The sequence below is a fragment of the Olsenella sp. oral taxon 809 str. F0356 genome, from assembly GCF_000233535.1.
Taxonomy (GTDB): Bacteria; Actinomycetota; Coriobacteriia; order Coriobacteriales; family Atopobiaceae; genus Olsenella_I; species Olsenella_I phocaeensis.
This window is the reverse complement of sequence record NZ_JH376563.1, coordinates 916,107-942,901: the sequence shown is the minus strand read 5'-3', so window position 1 is coordinate 942,901 and position 26,795 is coordinate 916,107. Positions and strand designations below refer to the sequence as shown.

Here is a 26,795-nt window from a genome sequence, read left to right as displayed (position 1 = left end):
ATGGTCTCTCGCGTCTATGTGGAGAAGAAGCCCGGATTCGACGTCGAGGCACGGCAGCTCGAACGCGAGCTCAGGGAGATCCTGGGGGTGAGGGGGCTCGAACGCCTGCGAATCGTGAACCGCTATGACGTGGAGGGAATCTCGCGCGAGCTCTTCCGGCAGTGCATCCCCACCGTCTTCAGCGAGCCCCAGTCCGACGTCGCCAGCACGCGCCGTCCCGCCGCCGGCAAGGGCACGGCCGTCTTCGCCGTCGAGTTCCTCCCTGGCCAGTTCGACCAGCGCGCGGACTCCGCGGCGCAGTGCGTGCAGCTCATCAGCCAGGGAGAGCGGCCCCTCGTCGCATCAGCCAAGCTCTACTACCTCGAGGGCGGCCTCTCCGACGCCGACGTCGCCGCCGTCAAGGACTACGTGATCAACCCCGTCGAGGCCCGCGAGGCCTCGCTCGAGACCCGCAAGACCCTCAGGGGCAGCTATCCCAAGCCGCCCATGGTTCAGACCCTCGACGGCTTCCGCGAGCTGGGACCCGACGACCTCCAGGCCATGATCGACGACCTCGGCCTGGCCATGGACCTCGCCGACCTCGGCTTCTGCCAGGAGTACTTCGCCGGCGAGAAGCGCGACCCCACGATCACCGAGATACGGATGATCGACACCTACTGGTCGGACCACTGCCGCCACACCACGTTTGGAACCGAGCTTGAGGACGTCCGGATTGACGACGAGGTGGTCCGCGCCGCCTTCGACCGCTACCTGCAGATGCGCCACGAGCTGGGTCGCGACCAGAAGCCCCTCTGCCTCATGGACATGGGCACCATCGGCGCCAAGTGGCTCAAGTCCCGCGGCATCCTGAGGAACCTCGACGAGTCCGAGGAGATAAACGCCTGCACCGTGAAGGTGAAGGTCGACGTGGACGGCAACGACGAGGACTGGCTCTTCCTCTTCAAGAACGAGACCCACAACCACCCGACCGAGATCGAGCCCTTCGGCGGCGCGGCGACCTGCATCGGCGGGGCCATCCGCGACCCGCTGAGCGGCCGCAGCTACGTCTACCAGGCCATGCGCGTGACCGGAGCGGCCGAGCCGCTGGTCCCCGTGAGCCAGACGCTCGAGGGGAAGCTCCCCCAGCGCAAGCTCGTGACCACCGCCGCCGCAGGCTACTCCTCCTACGGCAACCAGATCGGCCTCGCCACGGGCCAGGTGAGCGAGCTCTACCACCCCGGCTACGTGGCCAAGCGCATGGAGATCGGCGCCGTGGTGGGCGCAACGCCCGCGAGCCACGTCCGCCGCGAGACGCCCGCGCCCGGCGACAGGATCGTCCTTCTGGGCGGGCGCACCGGCCGCGACGGCATCGGCGGCGCGACGGGCTCCTCCAAGGCCCACAACGTCGAGTCGCTCGCCAAGGACGGCGCCGAGGTCCAGAAGGGCAACGCCCCCATCGAGCGCAAGCTCCAGCGCCTCTTCCGCCGCGAGGACGCCTGCTGCCTGATCAAGCGCTGCAACGACTTCGGCGCGGGCGGGGTCTCCGTCGCCATCGGCGAGCTGACCGACGGCCTCCTAATCGACCTCGACCGCGTGCCCAAGAAGTACGAGGGGCTGGACGGCACCGAGCTCGCCATCAGCGAGTCGCAGGAGCGCATGGCCGTGGCGCTGGCCCCCGAGGACGTCGACGAGTTCATGGGCTATGCCGCGGAGGAGAACCTCGAGGCGACCGTGGTCGCCGAGGTCACCGAGGAGCGCAGGCTCCGCATGGGCTGGCAGGGCCAGACCATCGTGGACGTCAGCCGCGACTTCCTGGACTCCAACGGAGCGGCCAAGCACCAGTTCGTGCACGTCGAGCGCCAGGGCAGCTGGGCGCCGAGCTGGGAGGGGACGACCCCGGAGGAGCGCCTGCGCTCCGTCCTGCGCGACCTCAACGTCGCCTCGAACAAGGGACTCTCCGAGCGCTTCGACTCGACCATCGGCGCGGCCACGGTGCTCATGCCCTTCGGCGGCCGCACCCAGCTCACCCCCAGCATGGCCATGGTGGCCAAGCTCCCCGTCGACGGGCGGACCACCAGCGTGAGCGGCATGGCCTGGGGCTTCAACCCCTACCTCATGAGCGCCAACCAGTTCGCGGGCGCGTACCTCTCCGTCGTGGAGTCGCTCTGCCGCCTCGTGGCCGCCGGCCTCAGGAGGCAGGACGCCTACCTCACCTTCCAGGAGTACTTCGAGCGCCTGCGCGACGTGCCCGAGCGCTGGGGCAAGCCCGTCGCGGCGCTTCTCGGCGCGCTCATGGCTCAGGCGGACCTGGGCGTCGGGGCCATCGGGGGCAAGGACTCGATGTCCGGCTCCTTCGAGGACCTGGACGTGCCCCCGACCCTGGTCTCGTTCGCGACGGCGGTGGGCAAGGTCGACCACGTGACCAGCCCCGAGCTCAAGCGTGCCGGCTCCAAGCTGCTGCTGGTCAGGCCCCGCTACAAGGCCGACGGCATAACGCCCGAGGCCGAGTCGCTCCTGGCCGTGCTCGACTTCGTCCAGGAGCGCATCGGCTGGGGAGAGGTGCTTGCGGCCTCGACCCCCGGCTACGGCTGCCTTGCCGAGACCCTGTTCAAGATGGCCGTGGGCAACCAGCTGGGCATCCTGCTCGATGACGGGTTCGCGGCGGACGAGCTCTTCCGCCCGGCCTACGGCAGCCTCGTGCTCGAGCTGGGCGCGTCGACCTTCGTGCCCGCCGAGGCAGGTGACTTCGAGCTGCGCCAGATAGGCAGCAGCTGCGACGACTACGTCCTTGGCATCGAGGGAGGGCGCATAGGGCTCGCACCACTCCAGGAGGAGTGGGAGGCAAGGCTCGAGCCCGTCTTCCCCTACCGCGCCGCGGGCGAGGAGGTCGAGACGCCGAGCTTCGACGTCGCGCGAGCCGGCGTTACGAGGCCGGCGCCTGCCGTGAGGCTGGCGCGCCCGCGTGTGGTGATTCCCGTCTTCCCGGGCAACAACTGTGAGTACGACTCCGCGCAGGCCTTCGAGCGCGCCGGGGCCGAGGTCAGCACCCTGGTAATCCGCAACCTCTCGCCCGAGGACGTCGCCCAGAGCACCGAGGAGCTCGTGAGGCAGATTGGGCAGAGCCAGATCGTCATGATCCCCGGCGGATTCAGCGGCGGAGACGAGCCCGACGGCTCGGCGAAGTTCATCACCGCCTTCTTCCGAGCCCCCGCGGTCACCGAGGCCGTGCGCGACCTGCTGCAGGCGCGCGACGGCCTGATGCTGGGCATATGCAACGGCTTCCAGGCCCTGGTCAAGCTGGGCCTCGTACCCTACGGAGACATCCGCCCCATGGACGAGGACTGCCCCACCCTCACCTTCAACAGCATCGGACGCCACCAGAGCAGGCTCGTGCGCACGCGCGTCGCCTCGAACCTCTCGCCCTGGCTGTCCCGGTGCGAGGTGGGGGACGTGCACACCATCGCGATCAGCCACGGGGAGGGGCGCTTCGTGGCCTCCGACAAGCTGCTCTCACAGATGGTGGCCGCAGGGCAGGTCGCCACGCAGTACGTGGACGAGGCGGGCGTGCCGGGCATGGGGCTCGACGTGAACCCCAACGGCTCGGTGCTGGCCATCGAGGGCATCACCAGCCCGGACGGCCGCATCTTCGGCAAGATGGGCCACAGCGAGCGCTACACGCAGGGCAACTTCGCCAACGTCCCCGGCAACCACTACCAGCCGCTCTTCGAGGGTGGCGTGGAGTACTTCAAGTAGGGTTGAACTGAGCTGGAGGGCCTTGGGGCAGGGCACGAGGGGGTAACCTCCCGTGTCCCGCCTCCTTTGTTGCGCAAAAAGTGCGCTCGAGCGACCTATCGGACGACCGCCGGACGAGCTACCGAACAGGCAGGACCTCTGCGCAAGGAGGGCCCGTCGCCAACGCTAGGCAGATGTTCTTTACTGGCGACCTCGGATGGGAACCGGCCGAGAGCGGCCCAGTAAAGAACAGATTCCGTGCCGCATACCCGGCAGGTGTTCTTTACTGGCGGCCTCGGGGTGGATTGGCGCATATACGGGGCAGTAGAGAACAAAATCGTCCGACGCTTACACAAGCTCCCTGGCAGCGAAATCGGATTGGACGCAGAGGGACCGAGGGCCCACACCACCCGGGCGCCCTGGCATTCTTCGTACATGTGTTCCCTTCGTCCCGCGCCGTGAGTAGAATCGAGACAGGCCGCGACGAGGGAGGGAGGTGCGCATGGACGACCGGAGCAACGAGGCGGAAGGCAGGCCCCGAGCCGACCTGGACACGCTCGTCCAGGACATCGTCCAGCGCGTCCTCGAAGTCGAACGCCGCCGCGGGGGAGCGAGCTTCAGCGAGCGTTCGTACTCCGACCAGCCCATCCTCCGAAGGGGCTCCGACTGGCGCCGCGAGCGAGAGGAGCGGCCCGCCGGAGCGGGGCGGCCCACGCCAGCAGGGCAGTCCTCCTCGACAGGGCAGTCCGCCTCGGCAGAGCGGTCCGCGTCATCCGAGCGTCCCGCAAGCGCACGTTCCACCTCGGCGGGACGTCCCCTGCAGGAGCGCTCCATCGCCTCGACCCGAGCCGAGCGGGCGCGCAGGGCCTACCGGTCGCAGGCCCGCTTCGACCAGCAGCCCCTCCCACGCGACGCCCCCCGCCCCCTGCCCCATCCCGCCCTGCCCCCGACGCTCGCGCGACTCCGCTACCTCGAGGGCGACTGTGACGACCAGGGCGTCCTCCTGCGTGGGGGCAAGCTCTTCGCCGCACAGGCCCGCCTCGCGGCGGACTTCGAGGACGACCAGCCCTACCAGGGCGCCCTCCCCTTCCGCTACCTGCCCACCTATCAGGAGCTCAGCGACCGGGAGCTACGCGGGTACTTCAGCTGGCGCACGCTCTGGCGGCGGGGCGAGGCGTCGGACGCCCCCTCCACCTTCGTGCGGCTCCTCTCCTTCGAGCTCGTCAACGGCGTGGGCGTCGAGCCCGGCACCCCGGTGGCGCTCGAGCTCCGCCGCCTCGTCGACGCCTGCCGGGACCAGGCCGCGAAGCAACCGGGTGCCACGGGAGGGGGCGTGCTCGACCTCGAACGGCTGCTGCGCGACTACGTGGTCTGCCACCAGCTCGACCCCAAGCTCGCCACCAGCGAGGAGGAGCGCGCCTTCGCATGGGCGGTCTTGACCCTTCGTCTCGCCGAGCGGGCGCGTCTCTGCCAGGAGGGCCTCCGAGGCCTCACGCCCAGGGACCAGGAGGGCCCGGCGCCCACGGACAACGAGCTCTGGGAGGCCCTGGGAAGGGTCTCGTCCTACCCACCTGAGCGCTCGCCCTTCCTCAGGACGCACGCGGACGAGTCGGCCCAGGTGGTGGCCGGCGTCTTTGCCCGGCTGGTCCGCCACTGCGCCAAGCGGCGCAAGACCGACTTCATCGACAGCCTGGTGGGACCCGTCCAGGAGCACGCCTACTACCCCTTCGCCGGCGTCCCCCTCGAGGACGCCCCCAAACCGGAGGGCCTGCGCGTGCGCCTCACCGCCGCAGAGACGATCACGCACCGCTTTGGCCGTTGGAAGCTGCGCAAGGACTTCTCGACCAGCGGCAGGAGCCGCGAGCTGGGAAGGATCGTCCGCGGCATCGACCGCCAGATGCGCGACGACTGGGGCTTCGGCCGCCCCCTCAAGGAGAAGCGGCTTCCCGCCTATGTCGCACGCATGATCCAGAAGGAGAGCGCGCTGGCGCTCGAGCGCTCACAGGAGGCCGAGCGGCGCCGGATCAGCTTCGACCTCTCCAAGCTGGGCTCGATCCGCTCCGCCGCGGCCCTCACCCGCGAGGCCCTGCTGGTGGACGAGGAGCGCGACGGCTACCTGCCCGACGACCCACCCCGCGAGGCGCCGTCGTCCATCTCCGTGACGACGGTACCCCCCATGCCAGGCGAGAGGGACGCCACGTCCCCCGCTGCCACGTCCCCCGCCGACACGCCCCGCCCCGCGGCAGCGCCACCCGCCCCGACGGCCCAACCATCGGCCGGCACGCGGGACGGCAGCCCGGAGGGGGGCACGCCGTCCCCCTGTGGCCTCGACCCGGAGGAGCTCGGGCTCCTGCGCGCCCTGCTCGACGGGAGGCCAGGCCCCAGCGGCACCGCGCGCACGACGGAGATGCTCGCCGACTCCGCCAACGAGAAGCTCTTCGACCTCCTACAAGACAGCGCAATCGAGTTCGACGACCAGGGTCCCCACCTCGTGGAGGACTACATCGAAGACCTGAGAGGAATCCTCGAGCCATGACCGAGCCCAGCGCCAAGCCACGCGTCCCCCGCCGCATCGCGGCCGTGATCGTCAACTCGCTCAAGGGCGGCGTCGTCCCGCGCGTGGGCCTGCCCTACGTGACAGTGGGCCGCGAACGAGAGATCCAGGCCCTCCTCCACGACCTAGAGCTCGTGGCAGACGGGGGCGCCAGCTTCCGCTTCCTGGTGGGGCGCTACGGCAGCGGCAAGAGCTTCCTCCTCCAGACCATCCGCAACCACGCCATGGGCCGGGGCTTCGTCGTCTGCGACGCGGACCTGTCCCCCGAGCGGCGCTTCCAGGGTGGAAACGGCCAGGGCCTCGCCACCTACCGGGAGCTCATCCGCAACCTCAGCACCAAGACGCGTCCCGAAGGAGGGGCCCTCAACCTGATACTCGACCGATGGGTCACGAACGTCGAGGCTCAGGTGCGCGCCGAGGAGGGCATCAGCCCCGACGACGCGGGCTTCTCGCCTGCCGTGGAGGCGCGGATACTCGCCCTCGTGCAGTCGCTCCAGGAGCTCGTGCACGGCTATGACTTCGCCCGCCTCCTCACGTTGTACTGGCACGCCCATGTGGAGGGGGACGACGTCACCAAGGCCAACGTGACCAGGTGGTTCCGCGGGGAGTACCGCAACAAGACCGAGGCGCGACAGGAGCTGGGCGTCTCGGTGGCCATCGGCGACGACGACTGGTACGACTACCTCAAGCTCTTCGCCGCCTTCCTCAGGGGGGCCGGCTACCAGGGCCTCGTGGTGCTGGTGGACGAGCTGGTCAACCTCTACAAGATCCCCAACGCCATCAGCCGCCAGTACAACTACGAGAAGATCCTGACCATGTACAACGACACCCTGCAGGGCAAGGCGAGCCACCTGGGCATCATCATGAGCGGCACGCCCCAGACCATCCAGGACCGCCGTCGCGGGCTCTACTCCTACGAGGCCCTGCGCTCGCGCCTGACGCAGGGACGCTTCGCCCAGGGCGGCTTCGCCGACCTCCTGGCGCCGGTGATCGAGCTCCAGCCCCTCACTCACGAGGAGCTCCTGGTCCTCGTCGAGAAGCTCGCGGACATCCACGCCGGGCTCTTCGGCTACGAGCGCACGATCGGCCAGGACGACCTCATGGCCTTCCTCCAGGCCGAGTTCGGCCGCGTGGGGGCCGACACCCACCTCACGCCGCGCGAGGTCATCCGCGACTTCGTCGAGCTACTCGACATCCTGTTCCAGAACCCTCAGCTCGATGCGGCGGACCTGCTGGGGAGCGAGCAGTTCCAGACCCCCGTCGCAGCCCCGCGACCAGCGCCGACGCGTCGAGCGAACATGCCGGCGGAGGCAGTGGCGCCGACCTCCCTCGCGGCGGCGGGACAGGGACACGTGTCGCCCGCACAGGCGACACCGCGGCAACAGGACGAGTTCGCAGAGTTCAAGATCTAGGACGGGAGTGCCTTGGACGTCTTCGACCGCTATGCCCCCTTCATACAGGACTTCATCTACCAGCACGACTGGCAGAGACTGAGAGCCGTGCAGGTCGCTGCCGCGGAGGCAATCTTTGGCAGCGACCAGAACGTCCTCCTCACCGCCTCGACGGCCTCGGGCAAGACGGAGGCGGCCTTCTTCCCCATCCTCACCGAGCTCTGGGAGGACCCGCCCGCGTCGGTGGGCGCCATCTACATCGGACCCCTCAAGGCCCTGATAAACGACCAGTTCATCCGCCTCGAGGACCTCTGCGCCGAGGCGCGGATCCCCGTCTGGCACTGGCACGGTGACGTGTCGCAGTCCCACAAGGCCAAGATGCTCAAGCATCCCTCCGGCATCCTCCAGATCACGCCAGAGTCCCTCGAGGCCATGCTCCTGCACCGCCACGCCGCCATCGCGCGCACCTTCTGCGACCTGCGCTACGTGGTCATCGACGAGGTCCACTCGCTCCTGCGCGGCGACCGCGGCAACCAGACCCTCTGCTGCATCGAGCGCCTCTCGCGCATCGCGGGCGTGAGCCCCCGTCGCATCGGGCTCTCGGCCACCATCGGCGAGCCCGAGGCCACGGGCGCCTACCTCAGCTCGGGCACCGGGCGCGGCTGCCTCATCCCGCGCATGGACGCCCCACGCGAGAGCTGGCGCCTCAGCATGGAGCACTTCTATGTGAGCGGCCCCCAGGCGCCCGACCGCGGCGCCGACGGCCTGGGACACGGCGGGGCGTCGGTTGCGGAGGGGCCCGAGCCCAGCTACGAGATGCCCCTCTCCCCTGCCCAAGGCGAGAGAGTCCCCGCCCCCTCGGACCGGGCAGAGGACGTGGGTGCGAGGACGCCGCAGGGCCGCGACGCCACGTCCGCCAACGACACGGCACCATCCGCCGCAGAGGCGGACGACCTGCCCCCCACCCCCGAACAGCCCGACTGGGAGCCCTCCTCCGACGTCGCCCCCGTCTTCGCCGACCCCGGCCTCGCCTACGTCTTCGAGCACACCCGCAACCGCAAGTGCCTGGTCTTCGCCAACTCCCGCGAGGAGTGCGAGGAGGTCACCACCAGCCTGCGCCAGTACTGCGAGGCCAACGGGGAGGGAGACCGCTTCCTCATCCACCATGGCAACCTCTCGTCCAGCCTCAGGCTCTCGGCCGAGGACCTCATGCGCGACGACGACCTGAGCCTCACCACCGTCACTACCTCGACCCTCGAGCTGGGCATCGACATCGGCCGGCTGGAGCGCGCCTTTCAGATCGACGCGCCGTTCACGGTGAGCTCCTTCCTCCAGCGCATGGGCCGCACGGGACGGCGCGGGCAGCCCAGCGAGATGTGGTTCGTCATGCGCGAGGACGAGCCCGAGGCGCGAGCCCTCCTGCCCGAGACCATCCCCTGGAAGCTCCTGCAGGGCATCGCCCTGGTGCAGCTCTACCTCGAGGAGCGCTGGGTCGAGCCACCCAAGCTGAACGGCCTGCCCTACAGCCTCCTCTACCACCAGACCATGGCCACGCTCGCCTCCTCCGGCGAGCTGAGTCCCGCCGACCTCGCGCGGCGCGTGCTCACCCTCGCGCCCTTCTGGCGCGTGAGCCTCGACGACTACCGCGTCCTCCTCAGGCACCTCCTCGCGATCGACCACCTGCAGGAGACGGAGTCGGGTGGGCTCATCGTGGGGATCGCGGGCGAGCGCGTGACCAACAACTTCAAGTTCTACGCCACCTTCGCGGAGAACGAGGAGTTCACCGTCCGCAGCGAGTCCCAGGAGCTTGGGACCGTCGTGGCGCCGCCGCCCGTGGGCGAGCGCATCGCCATCGCCGGGGCCGTCTGGGTCATCGAGGAGATCGACTACAAGCGCCACCTCATCGAGTGCAGCCGCGTGAAGGGCAAGGTGCCCGCCTACTTCGGGATGTGCGCGGGAGACGTGCACACCCGCGTGCTCGAGCGCATGCGCCAGGCCCTGGGCGAGGAGGACGAGTACCCCTACCTCAGGCGCAACGCCCACGCGCGCCTGCTCCAGGCCCGTCATGTCGCGGCCAACGCCCACGTGGGCACGGAGCCGCTGGTCAACGTGGGAGGCACCGCCTGGTGCCTCTTCCCCTGGCTGGGGTCCTACGCCTTCCTGGCCCTCGAGCGCTTCATCAAGCTGCGCTGCGCCGACGAGCTGGGGCTCAAGGGCCTCGACTCCTCGCGCCCCTACTTCATGCAGTTCACCATGAGGGCCGACGCGAGCTGGTTCTACCAGGTGCTCAAGCGCGAGGCCGCGCGGGGCGTGGACCCCATGGAGCTGGTGTATCCGGGGGAGGTGCCTCGCTTCGACAAGTACGACGAGTTCGTCCCCGACGAGCTGGTGCGCAAGGGCTTCGCCCTGGGCGTCCTGGACGTGCGGGGCATGCTCGAGCGGGTGCTCTCCTGGCCGGATGGCGCGCTCCTCTCGCCTGCGCCCCTCCCCTAGGCCCGAGGCCTCGTTCTCTATGCCGATTGCCGGGCCCCCACCTCCTTCTCTATGCATTCTCCTGAACTCGCCCCTCCACCAACAGGGCTTTTACGACTGCGATTTCAGAGAATGGCATAGAGAACGTGGGGACGGCGGGCAGGCACGCTAGGGGGCGGACGCACGCAGATGGTGGCGCGAGTCGGCAGACGGAACAACGGACGGAAGCGAAGACGCGCGGAGCATGGCAGCGAGAAGGGCTACACTCAGGCTTAGCTGCAGTGTCGCAGCGGTCGCCCCGTCCGGAAGCGCACGGGATGACGTCACCCCAGGACGGGAGGCACCCAGATGTCAGACTTCCTCACGCTCGCTCGCGAACGCTATTCCTGCCGCAAGTTCAGCGACGCCCCGGTGGAACCCGATAAGGTCGACGCCCTGATCGCCGCTGCGGTCGCCGCCCCCACGGCCGTGGACAAGCAACCCTGGCACGCCTGGATCATCCAGAGCCCCGACGCCCTCGAGACCGTGCGAGAGAACACCCCCTACGGCTTCGGTGCCCCCCTCATCGTGGCCGTCGGTGCCAAGGAGGACGAGGCGTGGGTGCGCTCCTTCGACGGGCGCAACTTCGCCGACGTGGACGCGAGCATCGTGGCGACGCACATCATGCTCGCCGCGTACTCGCTCGACCTGGGCAGCACCTGGGTGGGCAAGTTCGACGCCGGGGCGCTGAAGCAGGCCTTCCCGCAGATGCAGGGCTACGACCTCATCGCGCTGTTCCCCCTGGGGTATCCCGCCGACGATGCCGAGCCCGCCCCGCGCCATACGATGCGCAAGCCTGCCGACGAGCTCGTGAGCCGCATCTAGCGAGCGGCAGGAGACCAGACGACCGACCACCCCCGGCAAGGGCATGGCCGGCGGAGAGGGGCCACATGCCATGAGGTCGTTACTCATCAAGGACACCACGCGCGTGGAGCGCATCCAGATCGTCCACCAGGGGCTGGACTTCTGCGGAGACTCGAGCTGCGAGAGCTGCAGCGGATGCAGCATGGGCGTGGGCTCCATAGACGCCATGTACCAGCCCTACATCGACGGCGAGATGGAACTCAGCGAGGTCAACATGCGCCACGCGGCCACCCGCTACACCCTCGGCTGAGAGCGCAAGGCGAGAGGCAACACGGCCTCAGGGCTTGGCCCAAGCTTGGTCCAAGGGCACCGCACGCGGAGAACGGACGCACCAGAGGGGGCCTTGGCGTAGCATCTTCCACCAGGAAGCGAAGATGGGAGACGCATGGGCATGGGCGAGAGGCGCCAACACGAGGAGCGGGACGGCTGGAACGAGCCTGCGGGACGTAGTGCGCGGGACGACGAGACGGCGGACAGGCGAGGTGCGGACGCCTACCACAGAGGTTCAGTGCTCCTCAGGGGCCAGATGATTCCCGAACGCACCACCACGAGCAGCCTGCTCGCACCAGACGACCCCGCCGACTGGATTCGCATGGACCCATGGCGCGTCATGCGCATAGAGGCGGAGTTCGTCGACGGATTCGACGCCCTCGCCAAGCTCGGGCCAGCCGTGAGCGTCTTCGGGTCTGCCCGCACGCCGCGAAGGAGCCCCGGCTACGACGCCGCGCTCGCCATGGGACGCCTCCTCGCCGAGCGGGGCGTGGCCGTCATAACGGGCGGCGGGCCGGGCGTGATGGAGGCGGCGAACCGCGGGGCGTCAGAGGCGGGCGGGACGTCCGTGGGGCTGGGCATAGAGCTTCCCCAGGAGCAGGGAATCAACCAGTGGGTCAACCTGGGCATGAGCTTCAGGTACTTCTTCGTGCGGAAGACCATGTTCGTGAAGTACTCGCAGGGCGCGATCATCTGCCCGGGCGGGTTCGGGACCCTCGACGAGGCCTTCGAGCTGCTCACCCTGGTGCAGACCCACAAGGTCGAGCGCACCCCCGTCGTCATGTTCGACCGCGAGTACTGGCAGGGGCTCTTCGAGTGGCTCAGGGGCACCGTCTCTGACTCCGGGAACATCTCGCCCCTCGACCCGTCCCTGGTCAGGCTCACCGACGACCCGGAGGAGGCGGTCGACGTCGCCACGAGCGCGCTCCCCGGAAAGGGGCACGGCGCGTCACGCGAGGACGGCGGGACCTCGAAGTAGGCCACATCCTGCGTCGAGAGAGCCCCACCCCCTCGACGCCAAGAGCGGGACAAGCTGGAGCATGATGGGACATGACGGGGCAAGCTGGGTCATACCGGGACATGCTCCGACATGCTCCGGCAAGCGTTCTCTATGCCATTCTCTGACACCGACCCAGCGCCAACAGGGCTTTTGTAGGCAGGATTTCCGAGAAATGCATAGAGAACCAAGCAACTTCAGGAAGTTGCATAGAGAACGGCGCCCGATCGCGCACGACGGCACCTGTCCTCCCCTGCCTTGCCCTCCCCCGCCCTGCCCTATACTGTTCATGGACGGTTGCGCCCGTCGCGCGGCGGCAGCCTGCGCCAGAGCACAGCCATCCCAGGAAGAAGCCTACCGTCCAGTAGACGAGGAGCACCCATGAGCGTCGAAAAGTCACCCCAGGACACCTGCGTCCTCGTCACCGGAGGCGCCGGCTTCATCGGCAGCCACACCGTGGTCGAGCTGCTCCAGGGCGGCTACCAGGTGGTCATCGTGGACGACCTCAGCAATGCCTCCGAGAAGGTGCTCGACCGCATCGACCAAATCGTGGGAGAGGAGGCGTCGGCAAGGCTCTCGTTCTACCGCGCCGACGTGGACGACCGCGACGCCCTCGAGGCCATCTTCGACGACAACGACATAGACCGCGTCATCCACTTCGCCGGCTTCAAGGCCGTGGGCGAGTCCGTCTCGAAGCCCATCGAGTACTACAGCAACAACCTTGGCAACACCCTGACCCTGGTGGACGTCATGCGCGAGCATGGCTGCAAGTCCATCATCTTCAGCAGCTCCGCCACCGTCTACGGCGACCCCGACAGCCTTCCCATCACCGAGGCGAGCCCCAAGAAGGCCTGCACCAACCCCTATGGCTGGACCAAGTGGATGATCGAGCAGATCCTCTGCGACCTCCACACCGCCGACCCCGAGTGGAACGTCGTCCTGCTGCGCTACTTCAACCCCATCGGCGCGCACCCCTCCGGACTCATGGGAGAGGACCCCAAGGGCATCCCCAACAACCTCCTGCCCTACGTGGCGCAGGTGGCCGTGGGCAAGCGCGAGTTCGTCCACGTCTATGGCAACGACTACGACACCCCCGATGGCACCGGCGTGCGTGACTACATCCACGTGATGGACCTCGCCTCCGGCCATGCCGCCGCCCTGGCCTGGATGAACGGCCGCACGGGCGTCGAGGTCTTCAACCTGGGAACCGGACGGGGAACCTCCGTGCTCCAGATTGTTAAGGCCTTCTCCGCCGCCTGCGGACGCGAGCTCCCCTACCAGATCGACCCGCGCCGCCCCGGCGACGTCACGGCCAACTATGCGGACTGCGCCAAGGCCAGGGAGCTCATGGGCTGGGAGGCCAAGTACGACATCGACGACATGTGCCGCGACTCCTGGAACTGGCAGTCGCACAACCCCAACGGCTACGAGGGCTAGGCAGCCCCCCCGATGTCTGACGGCAAGCTCTTCAAGAACTACCTGAGCGGGGTGCTGCCCCTCGTCGAGGGCTATCTTGCGAAGGTGGAGCCCCACGACCACGACGCGGCGTCGCATGGCCCCGAGCTGGAGCGCTACCTCTACGCTCCCTACGCGCACTTCACGCGTGCGGGAGGCAAGCGCACCAGGCCGGCCCTCTGCCTCCTTGCGGCCGAGTCCGTGGGAGGACAGCCCGAGGACGCCCTGGCGGTCGCCGCCGCCATCGAGCACTTCCAGAGCGCCGCCCTCATCCACGACGACATAGCCGACGAGGGAGAGACGCGCCGCGGCGAGCCCTGCACCTACCTCAGCGAGGGGACGGGCCCCGCCATCAACATGGGCGACCTGGGCATCGTGACCACCTTCCGCCTCGTCCTGGACGACGGGTCCCTTGGCGCGGACACGAGGCTGCGCCTCCTGGAGGAGCTCTCGCTCATGGAGCTCAGGACCGTCGAGGGACAGGCACTCGACCTGGGCTGGGTCCGCGACGGACGCTGGGACGTGAGCTCCGAGGACTACCTGCGCATGGCGACGCTCAAGACCGCGCACTACTCCGCCGCCGTCCCCCTGGCCACCGGCGCCATCTGCGGCGGCGGAAGCGGACGCCAGGTCGAGGCCCTGCACGCCTTCGGCATGGACGCGGGCCTGGCCTTCCAGATCCAGGACGACCTGCTCAACCTGGTGGGGGACGCAGGTGCCCAGGGCAAGGACTTCAGGAGCGACGTCACCGAGGGCAAGCGCACCCTGGTCGCCACCTGGGCCCTCGAGCACCTGGAAGGCGGCAGGCGAGAGGAGCTCCGCAGCCTGCTCGACGCCCATGCCACGGACGAGGCGTCTCTCGCCCGCGCGGTCCTCCTCATGGACGGGGCGGGGGCCATCGAGCATACCCGCTCGGTCGCGCGCGAGCTCTCGTCCAGGGCGAAGGGGCACATCGAGGGCGTCGGCCTCGAGGACGGCCCGTACGAGACGCTCCTCTCCATGGCAGACTTCTTCGTGGAGCGCCAGGGATAGCACGTAGCATTTGACACGCATCAGGCCTTGGGCCACATGCCCCAGGGCCTTCGCAACGGGAGAGACGCATGGAAGCTATACGTGAGGGCGCGAGCGGCGCCGCGGTGGAGGACATCCAGGAGCGCCTGGGAAGACTGGGCTACGAGGTGGAAGCCGCCGAGCTCGACGGCCATGCCTTCGGACCGACCACCGCGACCGCCGTGGCCAAGTTCCGGCTCGACCACCAGCTGCCCCTGGGCGGCGAGGTGGATTCCGCGACCTGGGCGGCCCTCGTCGACGCAGGCTACTCCATGGGCGACCGCACCCTCTACCTCCGCCTCCCCAACTTCCACGGCAGCGACGTGCTGGCCCTGCAGCACTGCCTCAACATCCTGGGCTTCTCCTGCGGCGAGCCCGACGGCTGCTTCGGCGTCTACACCGAGAGCGCGGTGAAGCAGTTCCAGGAGAGCCAGGGCATGCTGGCGGACGGCATGGCCTTCCAGGACACCTTCGACGCCATCGAGCGCCTGCACCACGTGTGGAGCGGCAAGCCCGCCTCGGGCCCGCACCCCATGGGCGGCATGGGCTTCGCCCGGGCCGCCGGGGTGCTCGAGAGCACGCAGCTCTCCATCACCGCCGAAGACCCCATCAGCCGCAACGTGGCGGGTCGCATCTGGAACCTGGCAAGCGCCACGAGCGAGAAGAGCGGCCTCGACCTCATCGAGAGCCCCCTTGCCGCGCGCGAGGGGGACCGTGCGGTGCTGGTGCTGGCCTCCACCCCCCTGCCCGAGGGCAGCAAGATGGCCAACCTCTCGACCGACGACGTCGACTCCCTGCCCCAGCGCCTGCGCACCACCTGCGAGAGCTCTCGCGAGGAGGTCCCCGTGGTGCGCCTGGAGCTTCCCCTGGGCCTTGACTACGACGGCACCTTCACCACGGGGGACGCACAGACCTTCGCGGTCATGCTTCTGGACGCCATCTGCGCCGCCTTCGACCTGTAGGCCGCGGGGCCCAGAGAACTGGCGGAACACGCGGGGCCGACCTGGCTGGCAGCTGGCGCTAGTCCCAGACGGGGCAGGTCAGCACGAAGGCCTTGGTCAGGCTGCCGTAGGGCTGCTCCAGGCGGATGGCGAAGCCGTGGAGCTCCGCGATGCGCCTGACGATGTAGAGTCCCAGGCCGCTCCCCTCTCCGCGGCGAGCCTCGTCCCCGCGCGAGAAGGGCTCGAAGAGTCGGTCCACGTCACCCGCTATGGGCATCCCGTCGTCCGCCACGACGACCTCGGCGACCCCGGCGCGCCGCACGAGCCGCACGTGGACGGCCGTCCCCCTGGGGCAGTGCCTCACCGCGTTGGCGATCAGGTTGGAGACGACCCTTCCCAGCTGCACGTCGTCCGCCAGCACCTCCAACGGCTGCTCGCTCACGTCCACCTCGAGGCTCATCCCCGCCGCCTCCGCGTCCGAGTAGGCGGCCGCCGCCTCCCTCAGCACGAGCTGGGGGAGGTCGCAAGGCCTGAGGTCCAACCTGAAGCCGTCACTCTCGAGCCGCGTGAAGTCGAAGAGCACGTCAGTGAGCCTCCCCAGCCGCTCCGCCTTCGAGCGGATGGAGGCCAGGTAGCGCCTCTGGTCGGTCGCATCCCTCACCAGCCCGTCGCCCAGGGCCTGTGCAAGCGAGAGGACGCTCATCACCGGGGTCCTGAGGTCATGCGCCATGTCGGTCACCAGGAGGTTGCGTCGCGCATAGAGCCTCTCGCGCTCCTGGTCGCGCTCCTCCTGGACCTGCGCCACCCTACGCTCCACCATCCGCGCGAAGAGCATGGCGCCCACCGCGAGCGGCAGTACGAACAGCACCATTCCCAGGGCGAGCATCGCAAGGCCGAGCAGCGCCCCCAGGACGTCACCAAGGCCGCCGACCACGATTCGCTCCAGCGCCAAGGGCACCAGCGTCCCGAAGGCGAGGGGCTGCAGCAATGCCTCTGCGGCAGCCATGGGCACGGCGACCATGAGGAAGCGACGAACCAGGAAGCCGCCCAACCCAGACGACCCCGCCGACTCGATGCGCTCGCCGTTCTCGCCTTCGCCCATGTCCCCTACCCCTCGAGCCGGTAACCCAGGCCACGCACGGTGCTGATGTAGGCGCCAGGGTCGTCCGAGAGCTTGCCGCGCAGCTTGCTGATGCAGACCATCACGTTGTTGTCTGCCGCGAGGTAGCTCTCCTCCCAACCTGCCTCATAGATCTGTTGCTTGGTGAAGACCCTGCCCGGATGCGACATCATGAGCTCCATGATCCGGTACTCCACGAGGGTGAGCTCGACCGCCTTTCCCGCCCGTGTGAGGCGGCAGGCGTCGACGTCCAGCTCCAGGTCACGCACGACCAGCCTGGGCGAGACGGGCAGGGGCGTCGCAGCCCCCACCATCCCCCCGCTTGAGGGCAGCGGGCGGGCGTCCATGTTGTAGACGCGGCGCATGAGCGAGTTGACCCGCGCCACGGCCTCAAGCGGGTTGAAGGGCTTCACCAGGTAATCGTCGGCCCCGAGGTCGAGACCCAGGACCTTCTCGGCATCCTGGCCCTTGGCGGAGATGAGCACCACCGGCGTGGGTCGCTCCGCGCGCAGCCGCCTCAGCACCTCGTAGCCGTCAGCCTCGGGCATCATGATGTCCAGGAGGCAGATGTCGATGGGCCCCTCGCGCAGCTGCCGTAGGGCCTCGCCGCCGTCCGCCGCTTCGACGACGTGGTAGCCAGCGTTCTGCAGGTAGAGGCGCAGCACCTCGCGAATCTCGTCCTCGTCGTCGGCGACGAGGACCGTGTGACGCGCTTCCTCAGCCATACCGCTCCCTCCCGAAACGCCGCCCGGACGCATGGCCCGGGCGGCTCTGCGCATCGATGGTAGCGCGGTGCGCCTAGTCCTGCTGCGCCCCGTCGCTCGGGGCCTCGCCGCCCTCTGACGCCATGGGCGCACCGGGGATGGACGCCTGCGGGAGCACGCGGGAGTCGCTGCCGTAGCGCAGGGCCTCATAGAGGGCCGCGTAGGTCATCTGCCTGTAGGGCGCCACGTAGAGGACATCGAGCAGGCCCAGCGTCAAAAGCGAGAGCAGGTCCCAGCCGATGAACGAGAGGTCGAGCACGAAGGCGTCCCACTTGTTGCCGTCCATGAGCGCCCTGCTCTGGGCGAAGGCCTCCTCGCGGGTCATGTTGGGGTCCTCCGCCAGGAGGTATGGGATCATGCGGTACTCGTAGCTCTTCACGATGCCAGGAATCACGAAGAGGAGGCTCCAGAGGCAGGTGTAGAGCTCCCGGAAGAACATGGTCTTCAGGTTCTGGACGTAGTTGCGGTCGAAGCCGCGCCCGCACTCGCCCACCTCGGCGCGCTGGTTGAGGTTCCTCAGGAAGAAGCGGGACACGCCCACCTGCAGGGGACCCAGGATCAGGATGTCGACGGCAATGAGCATGGCGACGGTGACGAGCATGACGAGGCAGACCAAGAGCGCGATGGACAGGGCCACGGCCGCGATCTCGGCGGGGTCTGCCGACTCGGGGCTGTCGCGGTGCTCGGCCACCGGAGTCGAGGTGGCGCCTTCCTCGGCCGAGGCTGCCGCGCGACCGTCCCCGCCTCCGTCCACGTCCCCCTCGTCCAGCCGGTTCGCCTCGACGCGGTCGACGAGCCCCTGGTTGACGTCCGTGCGCGTGACCGGAGCCATGCCCCCGAGGGTGACGATGCTGCCCACGACGACGCCTGACGCGCTGCCGGCACCGCCCACGCCGCTGCCAATCACGAAGGTTGCGACGATCGCCACCAGGACGGTCTTCCAATAGTTGGCCTTGAGGCTGGCCTTGCCCTTCTCCTTGAGCTCGCTACGCTCCCACATGTCGTCTCCTTGGACGTGGTCCCTCGATTGCAAGTCCCATGATGGGCCGCGACCCTGAGGGGAACGTGAGTCAAACCATAACGTTGCCTTAATCCACACGTGCGATGAAGTCGTCAGCCACGGGCGTGGTCACCTGGCGGGCGTGGTCACCTGGCGGGCGTGTTCACCTGGCGGGCGGAAACGCCAAGGCGGACGCAGGCAGTGGCTGCCAGGCACGGACGCGGCCTCCTCTCGACTGGACCAAGGACCGCAGCACGCCGCCAGTCTCGTCAGACGCGCCACCCGGAAGGACCATCTTGCATTCCGCCACGCTTTTGGACCGAAATCAGCGGATTTTCGTGGCAAAGGACAAGATGATAGAAGTGCCCCATACCTCGCGGCGGCCCATGACCAGACCCGCTGCCCAACACGGCTCGCCGACCGCCGAACGTGCCGCCCCCCGACACGACCCCACGACAATGGCCGAGCGCGCGGCCCTACTGCGGCAGAGGCGGGTCCCCCGCACCGGGGACGCGGCAGTAGGTGTGCGTCAGCTCCAGCAGCCGTTCGCCCAGCTCCTGCGTCAGCGACCCCTCTCGCATGCGCCAGCTCCAGTTGCCGCCCAGGGTCGACGGCACGTTGATGCGCGCCTCGTTGCCCAGGTCGAGGAGGTCCTGCATGGAATAGATGCAGGTGTCGCTCACGGACGCGGCGATGCCGCGATTCATCGCCGCAGACAGCGGCTCGCCGGGCGCCTGGTGCAGGTAGCGCCGCGCCTGGGCGAGCTGCTCGGCGCTGGCCGCGTCCCGTTCCCAGCCGCGCGCGGTCATGTTGTCGTGCGTGCCAACGTAGGCCACGGTGTTGCTCGCGTAGTGATGCGGGAGGTAGTACGAGTCATTCCGGCCGTCGAAGCCAAACTGCAGGATCTTCATGCCGGGATAGCCCGTGGCATCGCGCAGGGCCAGGACCTCCGGCGTCAGGAAGCCCAGGTCCTCGGCGATGATGGGGAGCTCCCCCAGCTCCTGCCTGACGCGCTCGAAGAGGGCCGTCCTCGGGCCCCTGGCGCCAGGAGCCCGCAGCCGAGCTCGCCACCCCGAAGGGCTCGCCCCAGTACGACTCGAAGCCGCGGAAGTGGTCGATCCTGACCAGGTCATAGAGCTCGAGGCTCGACCTGAGGCGCTCCACCCACCACGAGTAGCCGTCCTCCCGCATGCACTCCCAGTCGTAGATGGGGTTGCCCCAGTACTGCCCGGTGGCGCAGAACTGGTCGGGCGGCGTCCCCGCCACCAGCGCGGGCGCGCCCGTCTCGTCCGTCACGAAGAGCTCGGGAGAGGACCACATCTCGACCGAGTCGCGCGAGACGTAGATGGGGATGTCGCCTATGACGCGCACGCCGCGCCCGTTGGCGTAGCCCTTGAGGCGGGACCACTGGCCGAAGAAGAGGTACTGGGTCATCTGGTGGTAGAGGTAGCGCTCGCGCCGCTCTGCACAGAGGGCGTCGACCGCAGGGCCGGGGCGGCGGAACTCCTCCGGCCACTCCCAGAAGGGCCCGAGGCCGAACTCCTCCTTGCAGACCATGAACTGGCAGTAGGGCGCGAGCCAGGGGTCACTCGCGCGGACGAAGGCGTCCAGGTCCTCGGGCGGGGCGGCCAGGAAGCGGGGCAGCGCGCGCTCCAGCAAGATCCTGCGTCCGCGGAAGACGGCCCCGTAGTCGATGCGACAGGGGTCGTCCCCCAGCTCCGCCGATTCGAGCTCGCCCTCCTCGAGCCAGCCCTAGCGCACGAGCCCCTCGAGGTCGACGAGGTTGGGGTTTCCCGCATGCGCCGAGAACGACTGGTAGGGGGAGTCCCCGTAGCTCGTGGTGGTCAGGGGGAGCAGCTGCCAGTAGCGCTGGCGGCTCCGGGCGAGAAAGTCCACGAACTCTCTCGCCGTGCGCCCGAAGCCGCCGATGCCCCCCGGCCCGGGCAGCGAGAACGCCGGCAGCAGGATTCCGCCCGCACGCTCCATGTCCTAGCTCCTCTCGCCGCCCTGGACCCACGATAGCGGGACGCAGATGACGTCATCGCGTCGGTTTTTTCGAACGGTTTGGTCCCGGCCCGTCCATCCGGGCCGGGACCCTCGAGCCGAGCCGCACAGAGAGTGGCGGCTACGACCTGACGAGATTCTTGCTGCTCTCCTTGTCAAAGAGGTGGATGGCGTTCTGGTCGAACTTGAAGCTGATGCGCTCGCCGTCGGCAAAGCTGCCGCCCTCGCGTTCGAAGTCGACCGTGGGGATGACCAGGACGAGCTCGTTGCCCTCGACCGTCACATGCACGTGGACCGTGGAGCCCATGAGCTCCGAGACCTCCACCGTGCCCGAGATGGCGTCAAGGTCGTCCTCGCGTGCGAGCGAGATCTGCTCCGGGCGCACGCCGGCGACGACCTCGGAGGTGCCGTCGACCCAGGACTCGGAGAGGCGGTTGCAGGTCTGGGGAGCGAGCGCTATGTCGTGGTCGCTCGTCTCGAGGTGGTACTCGTTGCCCACATGCACCAGATGGGCGTCGAAGAAGTTCATCTGGGGCATGCCGATGAAGCCGGCCACGAAGAGGTTGGCGGGGTGGTTGAAGACCTCCTGCGGCGTGCCGATCTGCTGGACGTAGCCGTCCTTCATAATCACGATGCGGTCGCCCAGGGTCATGGCCTCGGTCTGGTCGTGCGTGACGTAGATGAAGGTCCCGCTCACCTTGTGGCGCAGCTTGATGAGCTCGGCGCGCATCTGGTTGCGCAGCTTCGCGTCGAGGTTGGAGAGGGGCTCGTCCATGAGGAAGACCTTGGGGTCGCGCACGATGGCACGGCCGATGGCCACGCGCTGGCGCTGACCGCCCGAGAGCGCCTTGGGCTTGCGGTCGAGGTAGGGGGTGATGCCCAGGGTCTCGGCGGCGTCGCGGACCTTGCGGTCTATCTCGGCGGGGTCGACCTTCTTGAGCTTGAGGGTGAAGGCCATGTTCTCGTACACCGTCATGTTGGGATACAGGGCATAGCTCTGGAAGACCATGGCGATGTCGCGGTCCTTGGGGGCCACGTCGTTCACGCGATGGCCGTCGATGAGCAGGTCGCCGGAGCTGATGTCCTCCAGACCGGCGATCATGCGCAGGGTGGTGGACTTGCCGCAGCCCGAGGGGCCCACCAGCACCACGAACTCGCCGTCGCCCACCGTGAGGTCGAGGTCCTGCACGGCCACGACGCCCTCGGAGGTGACCTCCAGGTTGCCCTTGCGCTCCTCCTCGCGACGCCTCCCGAAGAGGCCGCTGCGAGCCCTCTCGTTGGGGTAGACCTTCTTGATGCCCTTGAGGACGATCTGTGCCATCTTCCTTGCCTTTCTGCCCTGCGCCCGCATCCGGGCGCCCGTGGTAGTTGCGAGACTAGCCCTTGACCGCGCCCGAGACCACGCCGCTGATGATGTAGCGCTGGCAGACCAGGTACACCACGACGATGGGGACGATGACCATCATGATGCAGGCCATCATGGGCCCTAGCTCCACGTGGCCGTAGCCGCCGCGGAAGTACTGGATCAGGATGGGTATGGTCTTGTACTTGGTGCTGTCCAGAACCAGGTAGGGCAGGAGGTAGTCGTTCCACACCCACATGGTCTCGAGGATTCCTACCGAGATGTAGGTGGGCTTCATGATGGGGAGCACCACGTGGAAGAAGGTCTGCACGGGGTTGCAGCCGTCGATGGTGGCCGCCTCCTCGATCTCGAGCGGGATCGTCTTGACGAAGCCCGCGAACATGAAGACCGCCAGGCCCGCGCCGAAGCCCAGGTAGATGAAGCAGATGTTGAACGGCGTGTTGAGGCCCATGGAGTCGGCCACGTTGGAGAGGGTGAACATGAGCATCTGGAAGGGCACGACCATCGAGAAGACGAAGAGGTAGTAGAGGCCCTTGCAGAGTCGGCTGTTCACGCGCACCACGTACCAAGCGCACATTGAGCAGCACACGAGGATCAGCGCGACCGAGGTCACGGTGATGACGAGCGAGTAGGCGAAGGCGGAGGCGAAGCCCTGCTTCGAGAGGGCGCTCACGTAGTTCGCAAGCCCCGCCGCGTTCTGGGGTCCCACCAGCTCGAAGGCCGTGCTGGTCCCGATGCTCGACTCGTCCTTGAGCGAGTTCATGAGGATCATGAACATGGGGTACACCCACGCCAGGCTCAGCACGGTGAAGAAGGCCGAGAGCACGCGGTTGATGGTTCTCTCCCTTTGCATTACTGCTGCACCTCCTTGGACTTGGTGAGCCTGAGCTGGACGAGCGAGATGGCGATGACCAGAAGGCAGAAGATGACGGCCTTGGCCTGCCCGATGCCCATCCACTTGGTTCCTGCCCTCGAGTAGAAGGTGCTGTAGATGTTCAGGGCGAGGAGCTCGCTCGAGTGGCTCGGCTCTCCGCCCGTGAGCGCGAGGTTCTGGTCGAAGAGCTTGAAGCCGTTGGTGATGGTGAGGAAGAGGCAGATGGTGATGGTGGGCATGAGGTTGGGGATCTTGACCTTCCACAGCGTCTGCCAGGCGTTGGCCCCGTCCACCTTGGCCGCCTCGAGGTAGTCGCTGGGGATGGACTGCAGGCCGGCGATGTAGATAATCATCATGTAGCCGATCTGCTGCCAGAGGGTCAGGACCACCAGGCCCCAGAAGCCCGCATGGGTGTTGAGGGCCAGGAGCTGCTGCCCCACGTTGGCCAGGACGCAGTTGATGAGGATCTGCCAGATGTAGCCCAGCACGATGCCGCCGATGAGGTTGGGCATGAAGAACACCGTGCGGAAGACGTTGGTGCCCCTGAGGTGGCTGCGCGTGAAGGCCAGCGCGATGGCAAGGGCGATGACGTTGACCAGCACGGTGACCGTCACGGTGAAGAGCGCCGTGAGCCAGAAGGCGTGGGCGAACTGCGGGTCCGAGAGCGCCGCCACGTAGTTGCCCACGCCGACGAAGGTCGGGTTCGAGATGCTGATGAACTGGCAGAACGAGAGGTAGGCGCCCTCGGCGAACGGGATGACGAAGCCGAAGACGAACGAGAGCGCCGTGGGCAGCACGAAGAGCGGCCACCACTTCCTGAGTGACTTAACCATGCGCGCGTTCCCTTCGCAGGTCGCAGGGGGCGGACGGCGCGCGGGCCGCCCGTCCCGGGAATGACGTCGTCAGCAGAGAGGGGACGGCCTAGGCGGTCGCGGCCTTCTCCCTTGCCCAGCCATCGACGAAGGCTGCCTGGACGCCGTCCCAGCCGGCGGTTCCGGCGGCGTAGGCGGTCAGCGCGCTGGAGAGGCCCTTCTTCCACTCCTCCGAGGGGATGTGGACGAAGGCCCAGGTGACGGGCTCCTTGCCGTCCTCGACGGCCTTCTTGGCAATCTTGGCGAAGGGGTTGGCGGTCTCCTTGGCGGAATTGAAGGGGCAGGTGAAGCCCATGCCGTCGGCGAGGGCGGTGGTGCCCTTGTCGGAGGTGACGACCCAGTAGAGGAAGTCGAGGGTAGCCTGCTGGTCGTCGGCGGAGGCCTGGCTGTTCACGCACCAGTAGTTCTCGCCGCCGGAGCACATGCCCTGCTTCTCCTCGCCCGCAGCGCCGATGTAGAGGGGCAGCATGCCCAGCTTGTCGTCGCCCAGGGACTTGACGTCCTTGTAGGACCAGGTGCCGTTCTGGTAGAAGACGGCCTCGCCATTCACGAACTCGTTGACCGCGTCGTCGCCGGTCTTGGAGGCGAGCTGAGCGGGGTCGACGGTGCTATCGGTGATGTAGAGGTCGAAGATGTCCTTGTAGTTGGGCAGGTAGGTGCCCTTGATGGCGTCGGTGTCCTCCTCGCCGTCGGCCTTGAGCTCGTAGTAGATGGGCATGTTGGCGAGGTGGGTGGTGTAGCGCCAGTTGGAACTGGAGTCCATGCCCGCGCTGGTGAAGGCGCCCTTCACGCCCAGCTCGTCCCTGCGGGCCTGGATGTCGTCGGCAATCTTCTTCAGGCTCGCGAAGCTGGTGATGTCGGCCTCGGAGTAGCCTGCCTTCTGGAGCAGCTCCTTGTTGTAGATGATGCCGTAGTCCTCCTCGACGTAGTCGATGCCGTAGACCTTGCCGTCCGCCTTGAGCGCGAGGGCCGGGTTAGAGAGCTCGCCGTAGACCTGGCTGCCGCTGAGGTCGATGCAGTAGTCCTTCCAGTTCTGCAGGCCCACGGGACCGTTGACCTGGAAGAGGGTGGGGGCGGAGCTCTTGGACATCTCGCTCTGGAGCTTCTCCTCGTAGGTGTCGGACGCGGCGGTCACGACGGACACGGGAATTCCCGTCTCCTCCGTGTATGCCTTGGCCAGGGCCTGCCACTGCTCGTCCGCCTCGGGCTTGAAGTTGAGGTAGTAGACCGAGCCCTTCTTGGCGTCGCCACTGCCGGAGCTTGCGCTGCCGGCGTCGCCCGACTTGCCACAGCCCGCGAGCGCGAGGCCAAGGAGCCCCGTCGCGCCCATGCCGATGAAGCCACGCCTGCTGATGTCGTTCGCCTTCATGTCTCTCTCCTCTTCAGCACCCGCACCGGCACGCCCTGGCACCGGCATCCGCACGTCCTGGGACGCCTTGCGTCCCTCTTGCCTAAGGACGCCTCGCGTCTCTCTTGACTGCAAATATAGCTAGCCTGTACTACTTGTTTGAACAACTTAGACCTGAACGGTCGATTCTGCCGATAAACGGACTAAACGAGCTTTAGTGGACGTCTAGCCTAGGCGGGGGCGGACCCTGTCGCGCTACCATCTTCTGCAGTTTTGGAAGCCCTGGGTTGGATGTGCGCGGCGTCCGTCGCCGCAGAGTTAGGCTAGGGTGCGCGACGCGGACGGCGAGACGAGCAGGGAGAGTGGCATGCCAAGGGCGATCTTCGAGGGGATCTACCGTGACCTCAAGGGCAAGATCCAGGAGGGGAGCTATGCCTACCAGGAGTTTCTTCCCCCCGAGAGCACCCTCACCGAGGAGTACGGCTGCTCCCGCAACGCCCTGAGGCGCGCCCTCTCGATGCTCGCGGACGACGCCTACGTGCAGCCCATGCACGGCCGTGGTGTGCGCGTCATCTGGCAGCGCAAGGACCACAGCACCCAGGGCGTGCTCGAGGGCGTGGAGTCCTTCGGCGAGTACGCACGACGCAACGGTCTCGAGCCCAGCACCTCGGTCAAGTCATTTGAACATGTTGTCTGCAGCGCGGGGCTCGCGCATCGCACGGGCTTCGCCGAAGGCACGGAGCTCCTGCGCGTCGTCCGCGTGAGGTCGCTCGACGGGGTGGCACGACAGGTGGACCACGACTACTTCCTGGCCTCCGCCGCCCCCGGCCTCACCGCAGAGGTGGCCGAGGAATCGGTCTACTCCTTCCTGGAGGAGCGACTGGGCATGCGCATCCTCACCAGCAGACGCAGCATCACGGTGCAGCTCGCCACGGACGAGGACTGCAGCTACCTCGAGCTCGGCCCCTACAACTGCGTGGCGGTGGTGGAGAGCCAGTCGTACAACTCCGACGGCGTGATGTTCGAGTACACGCAGGTCAGGCACCATCCGGACGCCTTCTGCTTCAACACGGTCTCGAGGCGCTAGGGGCAGGTCCGAGGGCGCGGGGGCGGAATCGGCGAAATCGGCGAAACTCCCCGCGCGGGAGGGTGGCGGCGTCCCCGCGAAACTTCCCGCGCGAGAGGGCCGAAGTGGGTGGCTTGCGGAGGAGAGAAGCGCCCACAACGGGCTTGCGGCGGTTACTCTCACCCACATCGCCCCTGTGGCGGCAGGGAGGTCCACCCACATCATGTCTCCCGCGGCATGGCACATGAGCGAGAGGCGCGCGCAACCCCCGTATCGATGTCAGCCCTCGATGAGGTCGCAGAGGCGTTCGAGCACCGTTGCCACGGAGAGTCCCACCACGACCTGCAGGGCCTGTCCGCGGCGCATGACGCCGACGGCCCCGGCACACACGAACTCATCGTCCGCGGCGACGAGCGCAGGGTCTGCCACGCTCACGCGCAGGCGGGTGGCGCAGCAGCTCACGTCCTCCACGTTCTGCGGCCCTCCCAGGAGCTCGAGGAGGCGCGCCGCCAGCTCGTCTCGGTCGTCAGAGGGGACCGCCGGCTGCTCCATGCCGTGGAGCGAGCGGAAGGCGCCCTTGCTTCCAAGCTCGAACTCGGGCCCCACTCCCCTGCCGGGAGTCAGGAAGTCGAAGTGCAGG

20 protein-coding genes and 1 pseudogene are annotated in these 26,795 nt (G+C 67.9%); 11 read left to right on the top strand and 10 right to left on the bottom strand.

The genetic code is table 11. The features are described from left to right. The 10 genes from HMPREF1008_RS04250 to HMPREF1008_RS04205 all read left to right on the top strand — a co-directional run bounded on the left by HMPREF1008_RS04250 (nt 1) and on the right by HMPREF1008_RS04205 (nt 15,765). Entirely contained in the window at nt 1-3,732 is a 3,732-nt protein-coding gene (locus tag HMPREF1008_RS04250; protein ID WP_009278606.1) for a phosphoribosylformylglycinamidine synthase, read from the top strand. Nucleotides 3,733-4,213: 481 nt separating this feature from the next. After that, the gene (locus HMPREF1008_RS04245) at nt 4,214-6,247 is read left to right on the top strand and encodes a TerB N-terminal domain-containing protein (RefSeq protein WP_009278605.1); all 2,034 of its coding nucleotides are present in this window, start codon (nt 4,214-4,216) and stop codon (nt 6,245-6,247) included. Then, on the top strand, nt 6,244-7,677 hold the full coding sequence (locus HMPREF1008_RS04240) for an ATP-binding protein (protein WP_009278604.1): 1,434 nt from the start codon (nt 6,244-6,246) through the stop codon (nt 7,675-7,677). The genes HMPREF1008_RS04245 and HMPREF1008_RS04240 overlap by 4 nt, the downstream gene beginning before the upstream one ends. 12 nt (nt 7,678-7,689) lie before the next feature. Further along, entirely contained in the window at nt 7,690-10,149 is a 2,460-nt protein-coding gene (locus HMPREF1008_RS04235; protein ID WP_009278603.1) for a DEAD/DEAH box helicase, read from the top strand. 327 nt (nt 10,150-10,476) lie between these two features. Then, a complete protein-coding gene (locus HMPREF1008_RS04230; protein ID WP_009278602.1) occupies nt 10,477-10,992 on the top strand; it encodes a nitroreductase family protein in 516 nt (171 codons plus the stop codon). Nucleotides 10,993-11,062: 70 nt separating this feature from the next. Continuing rightward, nucleotides 11,063-11,281, top strand: a complete 219-nt coding sequence (locus HMPREF1008_RS04225; RefSeq protein WP_009278601.1) for a hypothetical protein — start codon at nt 11,063-11,065, stop codon at nt 11,279-11,281. A 141-nt stretch (nt 11,282-11,422) separates the two neighbouring features. Next, nucleotides 11,423-12,280 (top strand): TIGR00730 family Rossman fold protein, encoded by an 858-nt coding sequence (locus HMPREF1008_RS04220; protein WP_009278600.1) that lies wholly within the window; start codon nt 11,423-11,425, stop codon nt 12,278-12,280. Nucleotides 12,281-12,679: 399 nt separating this feature from the next. After that, nucleotides 12,680-13,735 carry a UDP-glucose 4-epimerase GalE gene (gene galE, locus HMPREF1008_RS04215; protein ID WP_009278599.1) on the top strand — a complete coding sequence of 352 codons (1,056 nt, stop codon included), beginning with the start codon at nt 12,680-12,682 and terminating at the stop codon, nt 13,733-13,735. 12 nt (nt 13,736-13,747) lie between these two features. Further along, nucleotides 13,748-14,785, top strand: coding sequence for a polyprenyl synthetase family protein (locus tag HMPREF1008_RS04210; RefSeq protein ID WP_009278598.1), 1,038 nt, complete (start codon nt 13,748-13,750; stop codon nt 14,783-14,785). A 68-nt stretch (nt 14,786-14,853) separates the two neighbouring features. After that, a complete protein-coding gene (locus tag HMPREF1008_RS04205) occupies nt 14,854-15,765 on the top strand; it encodes a peptidoglycan-binding protein (protein WP_009278597.1) in 912 nt (303 codons plus the stop codon). A gap of 58 nt (nt 15,766-15,823) precedes the next feature. On the opposite strand, the gene HMPREF1008_RS04200 is transcribed toward HMPREF1008_RS04205, so the two are convergent. The 9 genes and pseudogenes from HMPREF1008_RS04200 to HMPREF1008_RS04165 form a co-directional block, all read right to left on the bottom strand. Beyond that, nucleotides 15,824-16,846 carry a sensor histidine kinase KdpD gene (locus tag HMPREF1008_RS04200; RefSeq protein WP_009278596.1) on the bottom strand — a complete coding sequence of 341 codons (1,023 nt, stop codon included), beginning with the start codon at nt 16,844-16,846 and terminating at the stop codon, nt 15,824-15,826. Between the two features lie 5 nt (nt 16,847-16,851). Further along, a complete protein-coding gene (locus HMPREF1008_RS04195; RefSeq protein WP_009278595.1) occupies nt 16,852-17,589 on the bottom strand; it encodes a response regulator transcription factor in 738 nt (245 codons plus the stop codon). Nucleotides 17,590-17,662: 73 nt separating this feature from the next. Then, entirely contained in the window at nt 17,663-18,628 is a 966-nt protein-coding gene (locus tag HMPREF1008_RS10615; RefSeq protein WP_009278594.1) for a DUF975 family protein, read from the bottom strand. Nucleotides 18,629-19,104: 476 nt separating this feature from the next. After that, nucleotides 19,105-19,608, bottom strand: coding sequence for a 4-alpha-glucanotransferase (locus HMPREF1008_RS10975; RefSeq protein ID WP_255348650.1), 504 nt, complete (start codon nt 19,606-19,608; stop codon nt 19,105-19,107). After that, nucleotides 19,502-20,614: pseudogene (locus tag HMPREF1008_RS10405) on the bottom strand (4-alpha-glucanotransferase). The gene HMPREF1008_RS10975 and the pseudogene HMPREF1008_RS10405 overlap by 107 nt, the downstream one beginning before the upstream one ends. 139 nt (nt 20,615-20,753) lie before the next feature. Continuing rightward, on the bottom strand, nt 20,754-21,953 hold the full coding sequence (locus HMPREF1008_RS04180; protein ID WP_009278590.1) for an ABC transporter ATP-binding protein: 1,200 nt from the start codon (nt 21,951-21,953) through the stop codon (nt 20,754-20,756). A 55-nt stretch (nt 21,954-22,008) separates the two neighbouring features. Then, nucleotides 22,009-22,848 carry a carbohydrate ABC transporter permease gene (locus tag HMPREF1008_RS04175; RefSeq protein WP_009278589.1) on the bottom strand — a complete coding sequence of 280 codons (840 nt, stop codon included), beginning with the start codon at nt 22,846-22,848 and terminating at the stop codon, nt 22,009-22,011. After that, nucleotides 22,848-23,702 (bottom strand): carbohydrate ABC transporter permease, encoded by an 855-nt coding sequence (locus tag HMPREF1008_RS04170; protein ID WP_009278588.1) that lies wholly within the window; start codon nt 23,700-23,702, stop codon nt 22,848-22,850. Before HMPREF1008_RS04170 ends, HMPREF1008_RS04175 begins: the two co-directional genes overlap by 1 nt. 88 nt (nt 23,703-23,790) lie before the next feature. Further along, nucleotides 23,791-25,110, bottom strand: a complete 1,320-nt coding sequence (locus HMPREF1008_RS04165; protein ID WP_009278587.1) for an ABC transporter substrate-binding protein — start codon at nt 25,108-25,110, stop codon at nt 23,791-23,793. A gap of 346 nt (nt 25,111-25,456) precedes the next feature. Here HMPREF1008_RS04165 and HMPREF1008_RS04160 point away from each other — a divergent pair, with 346 nt between their 5' ends. Next, the gene (locus HMPREF1008_RS04160) at nt 25,457-26,176 is read left to right on the top strand and encodes a GntR family transcriptional regulator (protein WP_009278586.1); all 720 of its coding nucleotides are present in this window, start codon (nt 25,457-25,459) and stop codon (nt 26,174-26,176) included. Nucleotides 26,177-26,434: 258 nt separating this feature from the next. Here the strand turns inward: HMPREF1008_RS04160 and HMPREF1008_RS10780 are convergent, their stop codons facing one another. Beyond that, nucleotides 26,435-26,707 (bottom strand): PTS transporter subunit EIIB, encoded by a 273-nt coding sequence (locus tag HMPREF1008_RS10780; protein WP_232202877.1) that lies wholly within the window; start codon nt 26,705-26,707, stop codon nt 26,435-26,437. Nucleotides 26,708-26,795 lie beyond the last annotated feature (88 nt).

Excerpts from the sequence above, each read along its gene's own strand:
- HMPREF1008_RS04175 (WP_009278589.1), bottom strand. The coding sequence starts at position 22,848 with ATGCAAAGGGAGAGAACCATCAACCGCGTGCTCTCGGCCTTCTTCACC.
- HMPREF1008_RS04170 (WP_009278588.1), bottom strand. The coding sequence starts at position 23,702 with ATGGTTAAGTCACTCAGGAAGTGGTGGCCGCTCTTCGTGCTGCCCACG.
- HMPREF1008_RS04205 (WP_009278597.1), top strand. The coding sequence starts at position 14,854 with ATGGAAGCTATACGTGAGGGCGCGAGCGGCGCCGCGGTGGAGGACATC.
- HMPREF1008_RS04225 (WP_009278601.1), top strand. The coding sequence starts at position 11,063 with ATGAGGTCGTTACTCATCAAGGACACCACGCGCGTGGAGCGCATCCAG.
- HMPREF1008_RS04165 (WP_009278587.1), bottom strand. The coding sequence starts at position 25,110 with ATGAAGGCGAACGACATCAGCAGGCGTGGCTTCATCGGCATGGGCGCG.
- HMPREF1008_RS04210 (WP_009278598.1), top strand. The coding sequence starts at position 13,748 with ATGTCTGACGGCAAGCTCTTCAAGAACTACCTGAGCGGGGTGCTGCCC.
- HMPREF1008_RS04250 (WP_009278606.1), top strand. The coding sequence starts at position 1 with ATGGTCTCTCGCGTCTATGTGGAGAAGAAGCCCGGATTCGACGTCGAG.
- HMPREF1008_RS04200 (WP_009278596.1), bottom strand. The coding sequence starts at position 16,846 with ATGGGCGAAGGCGAGAACGGCGAGCGCATCGAGTCGGCGGGGTCGTCT.
- HMPREF1008_RS10780 (WP_232202877.1), bottom strand. The coding sequence starts at position 26,707 with ATGGAGCAGCCGGCGGTCCCCTCTGACGACCGAGACGAGCTGGCGGCG.
- HMPREF1008_RS10615 (WP_009278594.1), bottom strand. The coding sequence starts at position 18,628 with ATGTGGGAGCGTAGCGAGCTCAAGGAGAAGGGCAAGGCCAGCCTCAAG.
- HMPREF1008_RS04160 (WP_009278586.1), top strand. The coding sequence starts at position 25,457 with ATGCCAAGGGCGATCTTCGAGGGGATCTACCGTGACCTCAAGGGCAAG.
- HMPREF1008_RS04240 (WP_009278604.1), top strand. The coding sequence starts at position 6,244 with ATGACCGAGCCCAGCGCCAAGCCACGCGTCCCCCGCCGCATCGCGGCC.
- HMPREF1008_RS04220 (WP_009278600.1), top strand. The coding sequence starts at position 11,423 with ATGGGCGAGAGGCGCCAACACGAGGAGCGGGACGGCTGGAACGAGCCT.
- HMPREF1008_RS04230 (WP_009278602.1), top strand. The coding sequence starts at position 10,477 with ATGTCAGACTTCCTCACGCTCGCTCGCGAACGCTATTCCTGCCGCAAG.
- HMPREF1008_RS04245 (WP_009278605.1), top strand. The coding sequence starts at position 4,214 with ATGGACGACCGGAGCAACGAGGCGGAAGGCAGGCCCCGAGCCGACCTG.
- HMPREF1008_RS04180 (WP_009278590.1), bottom strand. The coding sequence starts at position 21,953 with ATGGCACAGATCGTCCTCAAGGGCATCAAGAAGGTCTACCCCAACGAG.
- galE (WP_009278599.1), top strand. The coding sequence starts at position 12,680 with ATGAGCGTCGAAAAGTCACCCCAGGACACCTGCGTCCTCGTCACCGGA.
- HMPREF1008_RS04195 (WP_009278595.1), bottom strand. The coding sequence starts at position 17,589 with ATGGCTGAGGAAGCGCGTCACACGGTCCTCGTCGCCGACGACGAGGAC.